This window comes from Leptotrichia trevisanii DSM 22070, from assembly GCF_000482505.1.
Taxonomy (GTDB): Bacteria; Fusobacteriota; Fusobacteriia; order Fusobacteriales; family Leptotrichiaceae; genus Leptotrichia; species Leptotrichia trevisanii.
The window spans coordinates 45,734-59,492 of sequence record NZ_AXVL01000005.1 but is presented as its reverse complement, the minus strand read 5'-3'; the positions used below and the strand labels follow the sequence as shown (position 1 = coordinate 59,492).

At 26.0% G+C, this 13,759-nt stretch carries 14 protein-coding genes; 2 read left to right on the top strand and 12 right to left on the bottom strand.

Annotated features, from left to right (window positions below; all coding sequences use genetic code 11):
- Positions 1-17: 17 nt before the first annotated feature.
- The 6 genes from K324_RS0101145 to cobD all read right to left on the bottom strand — a co-directional run bounded on the left by K324_RS0101145 (position 18) and on the right by cobD (position 7,936).
- Positions 18-1,184 carry an AbiH family protein gene (locus K324_RS0101145; RefSeq protein WP_026747518.1) on the bottom strand — a complete coding sequence of 389 codons (1,167 nt, stop codon included), beginning with the start codon at positions 1,182-1,184 and terminating at the stop codon, positions 18-20.
- On the bottom strand, positions 1,184-2,230 hold the full coding sequence (locus K324_RS0101140; RefSeq protein WP_155283229.1) for a PDDEXK family nuclease: 1,047 nt from the start codon (positions 2,228-2,230) through the stop codon (positions 1,184-1,186). Before K324_RS0101140 ends, K324_RS0101145 begins: the two co-directional genes overlap by 1 nt.
- A complete protein-coding gene (locus K324_RS14110; RefSeq protein ID WP_248615318.1) occupies positions 2,220-4,850 on the bottom strand; it encodes an Eco57I restriction-modification methylase domain-containing protein in 2,631 nt (876 codons plus the stop codon). The genes K324_RS0101140 and K324_RS14110 overlap by 11 nt, the downstream gene beginning before the upstream one ends.
- 95 nt (positions 4,851-4,945) lie before the next feature.
- Positions 4,946-5,338 (bottom strand): hypothetical protein, encoded by a 393-nt coding sequence (locus K324_RS16285; protein WP_232056098.1) that lies wholly within the window; start codon positions 5,336-5,338, stop codon positions 4,946-4,948.
- A 740-nt stretch (positions 5,339-6,078) separates the two neighbouring features.
- Entirely contained in the window at positions 6,079-6,798 is a 720-nt protein-coding gene (locus K324_RS0101130; protein ID WP_026747516.1) for a hypothetical protein, read from the bottom strand.
- Between the two features lie 31 nt (positions 6,799-6,829).
- Positions 6,830-7,936 (bottom strand): threonine-phosphate decarboxylase CobD, encoded by a 1,107-nt coding sequence (cobD, locus tag K324_RS0101125; protein ID WP_026747515.1) that lies wholly within the window; start codon positions 7,934-7,936, stop codon positions 6,830-6,832.
- Positions 7,937-8,319: 383 nt separating this feature from the next.
- Here cobD and K324_RS14105 point away from each other — a divergent pair, with 383 nt between their 5' ends.
- Together K324_RS14105 and K324_RS14100 are read left to right on the top strand one after the other, a co-directional pair.
- Positions 8,320-8,613, top strand: coding sequence for a hypothetical protein (locus K324_RS14105; RefSeq protein WP_036094923.1), 294 nt, complete (start codon positions 8,320-8,322; stop codon positions 8,611-8,613).
- Between the two features lie 35 nt (positions 8,614-8,648).
- Entirely contained in the window at positions 8,649-8,948 is a 300-nt protein-coding gene (locus K324_RS14100; protein ID WP_036094917.1) for a hypothetical protein, read from the top strand.
- A 438-nt stretch (positions 8,949-9,386) separates the two neighbouring features.
- Here K324_RS14100 and K324_RS0101105 read toward each other — a convergent pair whose 3' ends face one another.
- From K324_RS0101105 to K324_RS0101080, 6 genes are all read right to left on the bottom strand, one after another.
- Positions 9,387-10,892 carry a cobyric acid synthase gene (locus K324_RS0101105; protein WP_026747514.1) on the bottom strand — a complete coding sequence of 502 codons (1,506 nt, stop codon included), beginning with the start codon at positions 10,890-10,892 and terminating at the stop codon, positions 9,387-9,389.
- A gap of 129 nt (positions 10,893-11,021) precedes the next feature.
- Positions 11,022-11,516, bottom strand: a complete 495-nt coding sequence (locus K324_RS0101100; RefSeq protein WP_026747513.1) for a sodium:proton symporter — start codon at positions 11,514-11,516, stop codon at positions 11,022-11,024.
- Positions 11,517-11,532: 16 nt separating this feature from the next.
- A complete protein-coding gene (locus K324_RS0101095; protein ID WP_026747512.1) occupies positions 11,533-12,036 on the bottom strand; it encodes a sodium:proton symporter in 504 nt (167 codons plus the stop codon).
- An 18-nt stretch (positions 12,037-12,054) separates the two neighbouring features.
- A complete protein-coding gene (locus tag K324_RS0101090; RefSeq protein ID WP_026747511.1) occupies positions 12,055-12,570 on the bottom strand; it encodes a hypothetical protein in 516 nt (171 codons plus the stop codon).
- Positions 12,571-12,584: 14 nt separating this feature from the next.
- Entirely contained in the window at positions 12,585-13,313 is a 729-nt protein-coding gene (locus K324_RS0101085; RefSeq protein WP_026747510.1) for a hypothetical protein, read from the bottom strand.
- A 35-nt stretch (positions 13,314-13,348) separates the two neighbouring features.
- A complete protein-coding gene (locus K324_RS0101080; RefSeq protein ID WP_026747509.1) occupies positions 13,349-13,738 on the bottom strand; it encodes a MerR family transcriptional regulator in 390 nt (129 codons plus the stop codon).
- Between the last annotated feature and the right edge of the window lie 21 nt (positions 13,739-13,759).

The following is a 13,759-nucleotide window of genomic DNA, read 5'->3' as shown; positions in this document are numbered from 1 at the left end:
TTATATTTTTATAAATTTTAATTAAAACTATAATTTGAATTATCAATAATTTTATTTTCTTTATCAACATTTATCAATTTAATTCTATTCTCAATTAATAATTTATGTAATAAATTTTTTCCTTTATCTTTATTTTCTAATTTTTCTCCATAATTGTTCATTAATTTTACAACATTATTATGTGTTTCTCTTTTTGCTCTCGTTAAATCATTTTTATCGTATTCAGAATACATAAAGTTTAATTTTATATTTGAAGAATAAATATCGTAATAATCAAATAAACTTTGAAAATATGAATAATCTGCTTCTGACAAAGAATGTCCAAAAAAATTAATTGTTCCTAATTTTTCAGGCTTTGGTAATTCAAAATTTCCTACTGTATCATTATTTAAAATTCTTGATGTTTTAGTAAAATTTTGAAATTGTTCTTCTGAATTATGGCTATCTATTCCAAAAATTGGATTTTTAAAATCACCATGTATATTTACTATACTTTCTATCGACTTTATTCTCCTAGCAATTTCTATTTCTGAAAAAGCTATATCTTTGTATCTATCTATTAAATCTTGTAAAAATATACTATAATTAAAATTTATAATTTTTTTTCGACAAGTCGTTCTAAAAATATTTATTAGTCTATTTTTATTTTCTTCTTTTATTTCTAAACTTCCTATATAATTCCCAAAATCTTTTTCAAATAAATTTAATTGTTCCATCATAAAATCTAAAAAACTTAAATTTTTTCTATCTTTAATAATAACTTTAGCTATTAATAAATATTTATACATTTCATTTTTTTCTATATTTCCTAATATTGTTTCCATTTTAAGTTTAAAAATTTTAGATGTATCTCTTATAAAAGGAAGTATGTTACTTTCAACCTCATTCCAATTCAAATCACATTTTTTTAAGAATATTAAATATAAATAAAATAAATTTTTTTCTATATCTTTATACAGTTGGATTATTTGCATATTTAATAGAGTTTCATCATAATCAAATACAGCATAAACTTTACCTCTTGCATCATAATTATAACTTCCTATTGAATTTTTGAAAATTAATTTTATTTTTTCAAAAAATTCTTCACTAATTTTTCTATTTTTAAAATAATCCGAATATCTTGTTTTTAATCCTAAATATAAATCAAATCCATTTCCTAAAATATATAATTCTTCCATCATTATTTCCCTTTTTTCTCAAATTTAATTTCTTCTATTTTTAATATTTCACTTTCATCAAATATCTGGTATTCATCATCTGATACTAAAACTGCGTAGCCTATCTTTTCAAATGGATCGCACACATTTATAAATTCACAATATAAATGAGGATTACTATAAAATTCATCTCCTTCCATATCGTACTCTATGATATTTTCAAAAGGTATATATCCAAGTCTCAGTGCTTTCATATTATGATTAATTTTTTTACCATTTTCTAACTGTGTTAATTTTACTCCAACAAATCCATCTGTTACTATTAAACCATTAAAATAAAAATCATATATATCTACTCTGAAATATCCTGTATAATCATTATTTAACAACGTATTTTCATAAGGATAATTTTTATCATAAATTGAATGTATAATCATTTTAGTAAATCCAAATTTTAAAAATGGCTTTTTTAGATGTTCTGTTACACTATAATTACCTATACTATTATTATTCAAAAAATCTAAGTGCATCTTTTTTTTCAATGCTATATTTTGTCTAATTGTTTTTATTTTATTATTATGTTCTTTTATTAAATTAATTCCAAAATATGCAAATAATAAATTTTGATAATCTGTATATAACATTGTTTCTAAAATTGATTTATCCCAAACAATTAATTTTTCTATTCCTTTGCTAGATAGATAAGTTCTCATAAATTCAATATTTTTTTTACTTATTGAGCAACTTACTACTAAAACATACACATCTGGTAATAAATTATTTTTTGATAAAAACTCATCTACTATTTTTTTTAATTGTGACTGTGAAATTTTTAGGTATCTTTTACATTGAAATATATACATTCTTTCTCTATCATATAAATTTTCAGTTGCTTCTATATCAATTCCATCATCACTTCCTAACTTTCCAAAATGATTTATTGATTCCCATCTTCTCCATTTATATGCCATTGCTAATATTAATTCTTCAAATCTTATTGGATCTAAGTCTTCAAAATGTAATTGATTTATAGTTCTTGTAACTCGATTTTCTTCTTTTTTAGCTTTCAACAACCTTAACCTCCTCCTCACTCAACCCATACAGTTCATAAACCATCCCATCAATCTCTTTATCCGTTTTTGTAATTTCATTATTTAATGTTTCTGCTTTTGATTTTTCTGCAATGAAATAATCCTCCCAATCAGCTTTTTGAGAAAGGTTTAATTTCACTTTTACTTTTGATAACTCTTTTATAAATTTATCAAAATTTAACAAATACCAATTTTGTAATTTAGTAGAAATTTTTTCTAAACTAAATTCTCTCATAATCATTCGTTGAAATTTTTGTGAAATTTCTTGTAATTCTTTATTTAAAGATAACATTTTATTAGCTTTTTCAATAAAAGACTGTTGATTTATATTTTCTATATTAACTAATGGAATATTTTCAAAAGCTATTTTGGTTAAATTAGTATTTGATTCTCCATAATATAAATTGTAAAAATAGCTAATTAATCTAGAATTCAAAATTGTTAAATAAAATCTTACATCATCTTTTTTATTTTTCAAATTAACTAAATTTGCATTCGGAAATATAATTTTTTGATTCAAGTCTATTGTTGCAAATATTTTATTTCTATTTTGACCAACTATTCTTTGAAGTATTATTTTAGGAGAAAAATGCCACTCTTTCGTTGTTTTATCAATATTTTTTATATAAACATATTTATTTACTTTATCAGTAAAATATCTATGAATATCTCTACCCTCCAAGTATTCAGAACAATTATTAATAATATTATTTTTTATTGCTTCTTCTTTAGTAAATATCCCTTTTTCTATTTCTGTTAAACCTATTTTTATTTTTTTAGGAATACTCATCCATCCCTTATGCAATTCTAGGTAATCCCCAAATCTTAAACTATTTTTTAATAATTTGTTTAAAATTGAATTTATATTAACTATTATTTTATTATTATACTTCATTAATATTTCTTCTTGGCTGAGTTGAATATTATTTTTTAAACTTTCTTTCAAATATAAATTATTTACATTTCTATTTGATACTCTTAAATTTACAAAATTCTTATCTATTTTTTTATTTAAAATAAGAATAGCTGTTTCCGTATTAACTTCTTTAAATGGATAAAATCTATATGGAAAATCAATTATTTCAATAATTTTAGTTTTTTCTAGTAAATATTTTCTTAATAATTCAAAACTTGTATTTGTAAAATAAGAATCACGTGTAATAAATCCTAGATAACCTTTATTTTTCAAGAATTCATTTATTGATTTATATATAAATATTTCATATAAATCCATTTCAGAAAATAAAATTTCTTTGTATTTATCCCAATAATAATTTCTGTCATTTACTGGTATTTGTTTTGTAGAAACATACGGCGGATTCCCCACCACAACATCAAATCCACCATTTTCAAACACTTGCGGAAACTCCTTCTCCCAATTAAACGCCAATTCCCCAGCAATCTCAATATCATCAATCAATGAATTTCCACATTTTATATTATTTTCAAGTGTTGCAAGTGTTTTATTTTTATCAGCAGTTTTTAGCCACAATGATAATTTCGTAATTTCTACACTTTCCTTATTCAAATCTACGCCAAAAATATTATTTTGCAAGATTTCCTTTGTCGTATCGGAAAATAAATCTTTTGTTCCTGTCAAATCAAAAATTTTATCGTTTAAATAATTGTTGTAATTTAATAAATATTCAAAGGCTGTGATTAAAAATGCTCCGCTTCCGCAAGCTGGATCTACAATTTTTATATTTTTTACAGCCTCTCTGTATTTTGTCCAAAATTCTATATGTTTTTTGTAATTTTTGCTGTAAATTCTTTCATCACTTTTTTTACTGCTATATTTTATTTCAAAATCTTTTTCTGTCAGTTCAGGAAGTTTATCTTCGCCTAGCTCTTTTCGTTTGTCGTCAAGCCAGTTTTTTATCGAATTTTCTACAATGTATTTTGTTATATATTTTGGTGTGTAAAAAATACCGTCTTTTTTACGTTTCCCTTTTTTCTTGTCAAATTCTTCCCCATTTAATTCTTTTTTCAAATCCTCTATATCGCTTATAGATTGCTCAAAAATATGCCCCAAGATATTTTCATTCAGTTCAGAGTCAAAATCATATTCAGATATTTTTTTCATTTCTTCAAAAACTTCATTATCGACATAAAGTCCATCCAAAATATCATCATTTTTGAATAATCCACCATTAAAACGAGGAATATTTTCTCTTGAATTTCCTATGTCTATCCATCTACACAATGATGAAAAAATTTCAAAAATATTTTCGATCTTTTTTCCTTTTTCCAAAGTTTTATGAAAAATATTATTTGGCAATAAGCCTTTGTCTTCACAAAAGCAGATAAACAAGAATCTATCCAATAATTTTTGAACTTTTTCAATTATCGTATTTTCATTTACTGCAGGATTATTTTTTCGCATATTTTCAAAAATATGTAATCTAATAGCTTTATATTCGTTATAAAATTTCTTCTCAATTTCAGCTTGATTTTTCTGATATTCTTCAGAAAGTTCTATTGTTTTTGCTTTTTTCTTTTCAGTTCCTACCAAAGCATAAAATGAAAGAATGTAAATAAATTTCTTAAATTCCAAATCATCTTTTAATTTTTCAAGAAAAAATACCTGATATTCTGTCATATCATTTGACCTGTAAAGCCGTATTTCCTTATAGTTTGAAACTATAACCCATTGACAGTTTTTTCCGTATTTTGGAGCATAATTAAAAGCCTGTTCTACAGGCGTTCTTGTATCGCCTGCCTTACATCTAGCGAAACTTTCGCACCTTTCAGTTCAATTACAGCCCTGACATCTTTTTTTCCATCTGCATCAAAAAATCCCAAAACTCCATCAGCCTTCTGCCCATCTAACTTTGTTTTAGTTTCTCTTTCCAAATTCCATTCATTTTTTCCATCCGATTTATTCACAGTCCTCAAGACAGTTGTAAAAATATCGTATAAAAATTCTCCTTGAAACTCTTCTTCTTTCGATTTATCCAGAATACCATTTTCAAGATTTTTTATCCATTTATTTAGTGCCTTTCTTCTTTCAGAAAAATTATGTTTACTTAAATCGATTTCTTCTTCAGCCTTTTTAGCTAATATTTTTGGATTAAATAAATTATTCATCTAAATTTTATACTCCTTCTGCTCCGTAAATTGTTACCTGCTTACATTCTATTAATTTTCCCATTTTTTGTCAATTCAATTTAATAATAAGATACTCAAACATTCTAATCAGTAAATCTATAACAAAATATATTCAAACCTATTTAAAATTAAACTACTAAAAATTATATAAATTTAGGGTTTGAGTAAAATAGTCATAACTTTTGAGTTTAGTTTTAAAGCAGTTTTACTATAATACTAAACCCCTTTTGAAAATAGGAATAAATTTTTATAATAGAGTTGTTTGATAATTAACTCATAATCATTCAACTAAATTATTTTTTATTATTTTTTGGATATTTTATTAATAAGTATTTTTTCATATTACTATGTTTTTTCTTTTTTATTTTCGTAGGATTGCTCATTGCCGCAAATCCTTATCTTGCAGAAAAGGTTTGTCCTAATAATTAAAATTGTGGCAAGAATTGCTACGCAATAACCTATGGCTAGTCTACGACATTTTTCTGCACTGACAAAAAACTCGCTATGCTCAGACAGTTTTGCCAGTACAGAAAAATGCTCCGACCGATTAATTTATACTAAAATCTATTTAAAAAGTAAAAATTATGTTTTAATCATTTGAAAATATTAAGTTTTATCCTTTAATTAGAAAAATTTGTAATAAATTCGTTATTTAAATGGGATTTAATATAAAATAATAGGGAATATCTTATAAATCATAAGAATCCCCATTTAAAATCCTAATAAACATATTTCGCAATCTCATCGACTATATCGCTCGTCATTTCATCTAACACATATTTTTTATTAGCTTTAATAGTTTTCCATTCTTCCTTAGGTTTATTTGCCTTTTCATCAAACATATTTCCGCCAGTAGTAATTTTTACTTTATTAGTAGAAAAATTAATGCTAAATTCCTCTTGATTGCCAGAATTTCTCATATATGAATTGCTGTCAAATCCGATAAGTTCGAATTTTTTGTTTTGAAATCTAAAAGTGTAGGTATTTTGTGTTACTGACCAGCTTCCTGCACTCAAAAAATAATTAAATTTAATTTTTAAAATATTATTTTTTATGCTGATGTTGTCTAAAGTATCCATAAGAGCTGGATTTTCCTTATCTCCTTCACTTTTGATAAAATCTTTGTCATTCTTGCTTGCCAAAATATAGCTTCCATTTTTTTGCTTGAATAAAACCAAAAGTATTCTTGGATTCAAGTTTAAATATTCAGAGCCAAGATTCTCGTTTTTTACAATGTTCGCCTTATCTTCTTTTTCAATAACAACGACGGTATCTTCAAGTTTATCGTTATTCAAATCCCCTTTAGCCGAAAGAATTGATTTCCAGCCTTTTGGAATAAATCCATCTATATTTTTTGATTTATCTGGAAAGTTTTCGCCAAAAGCAAAAAGTGAGCAAATTAAAAATACCGATAAAATAAATAATAGTCTTCTTTTCATAAATAATGCACCTTTCCTTTCTTTTTCTTTTTTATTCTAAAATTTTTCTCAAAGCCTTAATAACTCTGTCGTTACTTTTTCTGTCCTTAATTGCTAGTCTAAAAAATCTTTCATCCAAAAATTTAAAATTGGACGCATCCCTTATCAGAATTCCTTCTTCCATCATTTTTTCCCGCAATTTTTTCACATTCAGCCCTTTAGAAAACAGTTCATCTTTTATTTTTACACAAATAAAGTTTACTTCAGTCTTATAAGGCTTTATTCCTGAAATTTCATTCAGTTTTTCATACATATATTTTTTTTCTTCTGTTATCCAGTTTAATGTCTTTTCTATGTATTCTGTATCATCAAGAACCGTTATTCCAGCCATTTCAGCGATATTGTTCACACTCCACGGCTCTTTTTTTTCAGCGATTTTCTTTTCTAAATTTTTGTCAAAATAAATTCCGTATCCCAATCGTAATCCTGGAATAGCAAAAAATTTTGTAAATGCACGAGTTACAAACAAATTTTTCTTATTTTCCCCACTGTTTACAATGCTTTCCTTTAATCCATCCTCTAAAAATTCGATAAATGCCTCATCAATAAATAACTTTGTATCATATCTATTGCATTCTCTCAAAATTTCCTCTATTTCAGCCATTTTCAAAAATTTTCCAGTCGGATTATTCGGATTGCAAATTATTACCAAATCATATTTTTTCTCAAGTTCCTTTTTTAATTTCCCAATATTAAGCCTAAACTCGTCTTTTTCTTTTAATTCAAAATATTCAATTTCAATTTTCTGACTTTCAGAATTTTTACACGCTCTTATTGCCCTTTCATATTCCCCAAAAGTAGGCGATACAATCAGCACTTTTTCGGGCTTTATTACTTTTATGAACAAAAATATAGCTTCTGTCGCACCATTCCCCAGCACAATATTTTCCAGTTCAACTTTATTCAGCTGAGCTAATTTTTCACGCAATTCCACATAGTCAGGATCAGGATATCTCTCAAGAATCTCAATATTTTCTGTAATCTTACGTTTTAGACTCTCAGGCACTCCGTAAGGATTGATATTTGAGCTGTAATCCAGTATTTCTGTTATATTTTTTTCCCTGAATATTTTATAAATATTTCCACCATGAAAATCCATTTTTTCCTCCATTTTATGAAAATTGTTTTTATACAATCTCTCATTTTATTTTACATTAAAAATCTTTTAAAATCAAACATATATTTGAATATTTATAATTTTTTTTGTTTATTTTTAAATATTTTTTACTATTATTATTTTTTTATTTTATAGATTATAATGTATAACAGTAAATTTGAATAATATAAAAACTTATTGTCATTTTACTTTTTAAATACGCAAGATATAAAGTGTTCAATCATAGACTCTAACTCTATTCGCTCAATTTATAATTAAACTATACTCAAAAAAAAAAAAAAAAAACAAACGAGATTTAAATCACAATATTTAGAACATAGAATATAATAAGAATAAACAAAATAAATTAAAGGAGTTGAATGTCTATGAAAGTAGTATTTAAAATTTTAGCTTTAATTTTACTTGGATTAACAATAACAGGCTGTGAATTGTTTGATCCAAGAGAGTGGCAAAGACTTAAAAGAGAAGACGTTCTGACAGGTAGAGATTATGACAGATACACTGGAAAAACCACAAATTCAAGACCACATTGCCTTGTAGATGAAAATGGACATAAGAAAGAGTGTCGAAAAACCCCTTATGAAAATAAAAGATTTACAGGTTGTAGTGGCTCAGAGAGAGATATAATGGGAAGAATCTGTACATATAAAGATTATTAAACAATTACCCCAAATATCAGTTAGGAGAGATTCTTATGAACAAAGTATTTAAAATTTTAGCTTTAATTTTACTGGCATTAACAGTTACAAGCTGCGAATTGTTTAGTCCAAAATTTTGGGCAGAAGTAAAAAAAGATGACGTTTTGACAGGTAGATATTACGATACCGGAACAGGAGAAACCACAATTGCGAGACCGCATTGTCTTTTAGATAGAAATGGAAGTAAGAAAGAGTGCCGTAAAACACCTTATGAAAACAAAAGATTTACAGGTTGTAGCGGATCAAATACAGGTATGCTTGGAACTGGAAGAATTTGTACGTATGAAGATTATTAAACAATTACCTCAAATAAATAATAGTTAGGAGAGATTTTTATGAACAAAATATTTAAAATATTAATTATAGTCTTACTAGGATTGACTTTAATCAGTTGTTCAACACCAGATGTAATGGGATATGATGGAGAAGAATATTATCGTAATTAAGATTAAAAAAGATACTATTTAATTCATAGATTGACTAGACTGCACCCCAAAAATTGTATATAATATAAGAGGTGCAGTTTTTTTATTAAGAGAATTTATACTAAACCCTATTTTGATAATGAATTCATTACAAACTTTTTCAATATACTCAAACCTATTTAAAATTAAACTACTAAATTATATAAATTTTAGATTTTGAGTAAAATAGTCATAACTTTTGAATCTTGTTTTAAAGTAGTTTTACTATAAATTATAAAATTATGTTTTTATTTTTATTATTTTAATTTCCTATTTTATCTCCATTATTTCATAAACCTTATCAATATCGACATTTTCTCGCAAAATTTGTGCCAATTTATCGTATTCCCTGTTTTTATATTCTTTGAAACTAAAATCTTCATCGACTTTGTCTAGTCCTTTAAGTTTTCTTACTTCGTTCAGAAAATGATTTGTAAATTCAGAATTGTCAAATATTCCGTGAATATAAGTTCCGACAACATTTCCTTTTACAACGCCTTTTAGCTTTTCATCATCAAAGATACATTTTATCTTGGTTTTTTCCTCGTGTACAGGATAACTGTAGCCTTGATGTATTTCATAGCCTTTTATTTCAATGCCGTCCATTCCAGCGAGTATTCCATCTGCATTTTTTATTTTATTTTCATACTGTGTTGTTGTTTTTGCTGTTTCCATAACTGTTTCTATGTCTAGCAAACCTAAACCTGAAATTTCTTTTAGATTAGACTCAATATTTTGAGGATCCATTATTTTTTGTCCCATTATTTGAAAACCGCCACAAATTCCAAATACTATCGTTCCTTTTTTTGCAAGCCTTATAATTTCCCTGCTTATATTTTTATCAATCAAGTCCTTCATATCTTCCACAGTGTTTTTAGAGCCGGGAATAACAATAATGTCCTCATCTCCAAGTTCAGAGCTTTTTGTAACGTATTTCAAGGAAACATCGTTATAATGGCTAAGTGCATCAATATCAGTAAAGTTCGATATATGTTTTAATTTAATAACCGAAATCCGAATTTTCCCTTCTTTTTTCACATTATACTTATCAATCCCTAGACTGTCCTCTTCCTCAATTCCTAATGGCACAAACGGCACTACTCCCAGAACAGGCACATTTGTCAACTCTTCAATCATCTCAATTCCAGGAGTCAAAAGGCTCTTATCTCCCCTAAATTTATTTATAATTACACCTTTTATACGTTTTCTTTCACTTTCCTCAAGCAGCATAATTGTCCCGTAAATTGCCGCAAAAACACCGCCTCTGTCAATATCAGCAACCAAAATAACAGGCGAATCAGCCATTTCCGCCATCCCTGTATTTACAATGTCGTCTTCCTTCAAGTTAATCTCCGCAGGGCTTCCTGCTCCTTCCAGCACACAAATATCAAAGTTATCCCTTATGTGATTATATGCTGCCATTATATCCTTTTTTAAATTATGCTTATAGGCAAAATATTCCCTTGCATCCATGTTTTTATAAACTTTCCCATTCACAATAACCTGTGATTTTCTGTCTGTTGTAGGCTTTAGCAAAATTGGATTCATAAATGCCTGTGGCTCGATATTAGCCGCTTCAGCCTGCACCACCTGAGCTCTCCCCATCTCTTTTCCATCCTTCGTAATAAACGAATTTAAAGCCATATTCTGCGACTTAAACGGCACCACACTATACCCGTCCTGATAAAATATTCTGCAAAACCCCGCATTGATTATGCTTTTTCCCACATTAGAACCTGTCCCCAGCAACATTATATTCCTATGTTTTCTTCCCATAAATACTGCTCCTATTTTAAATTTATCTAAAAAATTTATAATTATTTTATAAATAATCCATTTATTCTTATTAAAATAATTATAACAGATAAAAATGCCATAAACAAATTAGATTTGCAAAAAATATTTTTATTTTCTTTTAGATTTTATTGTATCTAATATTTTCTTGATTTTATCGCTAAAAAATACTCCAATTACATATGAAATATGCGACATTATACAAAATATATATTTTTTCCCATTTGTCAAATAAGACATTATCGAACTATTTTTGTTTTCAAAAAGAGCTCTAAACACAAAATAAACCAATATTACAATCATTATCCAAATTAATGCCTTTTTATTCATTTTTTTCAAAAATCCTTTGCACAAATATCCTAAAAAATACATAATTCCCAATATTATTATCAAGCAAAACAACGAAAACACAATTATAAAAATCTTCAAAATCTGCTCTGGAGCTTCCAACAAAACCCCAGTAGAAAATAATGTAAAAATAAACCAAAACAAATATGCTAACACTGGATATATCCCTGCCTGAACTAAAAAATAAATTATTGTAAATAAAATTAATCCTAAAGGATTATTCTGTTTCGTCATAAGTTTATCTGTATTTTTTTTCATTTTTCTTCTCCTTCTTTTATTTTTTTTTAAATTTTATTCTGTCTAATACTTTCTTAACTTTATCGCTATGAAATGCTCCCATTATATACGAAATATGAAATATAGTACAAAATATATACTTTTTCTCATCTATTAAAGCATCAATTATTGAATTTTGATCTCCAGCAGCAGCTTTGTACAAAAAATAAATCAATATTACAATCATTACGGTATTTAATCCTATTTTATTCATTTTTCCTAAAAAATCTTTACATAAATATCCTAAATAACACATAAATCCAGATAATATTACCAAACAAACACAATAAAATAGATAAGTTAAAATAACTTGAATTTCTTTTATTTTTAAAATTCCCAAAGCATCTGCTATTCCTCCAAAAATCAGCGTGAAAGAAAACCAGAATAAAAATCCTAATAGCGGATATATCACATTCTGAACTAAAAAATAAATTATCGCAAATAAAATTAATCCTAAAAAATTATTCGGTTTCCTCACAAATTTATTTTCATTTTTTTCCATTTATTTTTCCTCCTTCTTTTATTTTTTTCTTTTAAATTTTATTCTGTCCAATACTTTCTTGACTTTATCACTAAAAAATACTCCAACTGTGTAAAAAATATGTGATGCTGTACAGAAAATATATATTTCCCGTGCTGTCGGTGCAAACATTGCTGTATTTTCATCTGTTTCTGTAAAAATTTTATACAAAAAATAAATTAAAATCGCCATCATTACACTACCTAACAAAGTTTTATTAATTTTTTTCAAAAATTTACTGCATAAATATCCCAAGTAAAATACAAACATAAGCACTGTTAGCAAAGCAATTCCTGTAATCACAATATCAATAATACTTATGGTTCCTTTTGAAAGATTTAAAAATTCTAAAGCATTAAAAATTATTTCTTCTATCCGCATTGTAAAAATTAACCAAAACAAAAGTGCTAATGCTGGATATATTGTTTTCTGAAAGAAAAAGTAAATTACTGTAAATAAAACTAATACTAAAAAACTTTTTGCTTTTGACATAAATTTATTTTCATTTTTTTCCATCCTTTTTTCTCCTTCTAATCTTTATTACTTTTTGTAATTTTTCTATTTTTTATAAACAGATAAATAATTTCCATAAGCAACATTACACTCCAAAACATCAAATAGAATGCTCTGTCTTTTTTATAATTTATTTCCAATTTCTTGCTTAATTCTGAATTTAAAGAAATATTTTCATCTAAATCTCCTGTTTTATCTAATTGATATTGATATAAGATTTCTTTTTTACTCCCAAATTTATCAACAAAGTACTCAGCATCCTGTAATTTTATTTCTTTTAAACCTAATCTTTTTTCTAAAGTTTTCTCATCTAAGTTATATTCAATTTTATTGTCGTTAATGAAAAAATATGTTTCTGGTTTGACACCATATTTTCCTTCGTAAGAATCTGTTTCTTCTATATAACCAACCCAAGTATTATTAATTTTAGCTAATCCATTTAAATACAAAATCAAATCTTCAAGCTTCGTCTTATCAACAAGTTTATAAACTTCATGCTCTGAATCCGAACTCAAAGTTCTTTTTATCAAAAAATTTTGTGATACTTCGAGTTCGCTGTTACGGTTAACTGTGTCATAGGGAAAACGAAGATACCTAACAAATAATAATGACAAAATTGTAAATGCAATAAGAAAATTAAATTTTCGTTTTGAAACAAAAAACCAGAAAGTTAATAAAATTAATATTGGAATTATAAAAGGGGATAACAAGACAAATCCCCAAGTTATATTTGTATCTGTAAGCATATTTACTCCTAAATTTCTATATATTTATGACCCTTTTATTTTTCAGAAATACTTTTTAAAAAACTCTCATAAATCTCAATTTTATCATCAAGATTTTGTAAATATTTTTGCCACTTTTCAATTTCTATATTTACATATTTTTTATGATTTGTCAAAATTTTCATTCTTTCTTTTATCGTTCCGTTCCCTTCATATCGTAAATCTGAATATTTCTTAATTTCACTCAATTTCATTCCCATATCTTTTAATCTTTTTAACATTTTTATCCATTCAATGTCAGTTTCATCGTATATTCTTCTATTCTTTTCGTCTCTTTTTACACGAAACAGCTCCTTTTTTTCATAAAACCTTATTGTATATGGAGTTAAGCCTGTTTTTTCTGAAAATTCCTTTATTTGCATTATTTTTTGTTCATTCTTTTTCATTTTATTTTCTCCTTTCAAAAA

Coding starts and splice junctions, on each gene's coding strand:
- K324_RS0101145 (WP_026747518.1), bottom strand. CDS start 1,184: ATGATGGAAGAATTATATATTTTAGGAAATGGATTTGATTTATATTTA.
- K324_RS14110 (WP_248615318.1), bottom strand. CDS start 4,850: ATGACAGAATATCAGGTATTTTTTCTTGAAAAATTAAAAGATGATTTG.
- K324_RS16285 (WP_232056098.1), bottom strand. CDS start 5,338: ATGAATAATTTATTTAATCCAAAAATATTAGCTAAAAAGGCTGAAGAA.
- K324_RS0101130 (WP_026747516.1), bottom strand. CDS start 6,798: ATGAAAAGAAGACTATTATTTATTTTATCGGTATTTTTAATTTGCTCA.
- cobD (WP_026747515.1), bottom strand. CDS start 7,936: ATGGATTTTCATGGTGGAAATATTTATAAAATATTCAGGGAAAAAAAT.
- K324_RS14105 (WP_036094923.1), top strand. CDS start 8,320: ATGAAAGTAGTATTTAAAATTTTAGCTTTAATTTTACTTGGATTAACA.
- K324_RS14100 (WP_036094917.1), top strand. CDS start 8,649: ATGAACAAAGTATTTAAAATTTTAGCTTTAATTTTACTGGCATTAACA.
- K324_RS0101105 (WP_026747514.1), bottom strand. CDS start 10,892: ATGGGAAGAAAACATAGGAATATAATGTTGCTGGGGACAGGTTCTAAT.
- K324_RS0101100 (WP_026747513.1), bottom strand. CDS start 11,516: ATGAAAAAAAATACAGATAAACTTATGACGAAACAGAATAATCCTTTA.
- K324_RS0101095 (WP_026747512.1), bottom strand. CDS start 12,036: ATGGAAAAAAATGAAAATAAATTTGTGAGGAAACCGAATAATTTTTTA.
- K324_RS0101090 (WP_026747511.1), bottom strand. CDS start 12,570: ATGGAAAAAAATGAAAATAAATTTATGTCAAAAGCAAAAAGTTTTTTA.
- K324_RS0101085 (WP_026747510.1), bottom strand. CDS start 13,313: ATGCTTACAGATACAAATATAACTTGGGGATTTGTCTTGTTATCCCCT.
- K324_RS0101080 (WP_026747509.1), bottom strand. CDS start 13,738: ATGAAAAAGAATGAACAAAAAATAATGCAAATAAAGGAATTTTCAGAA.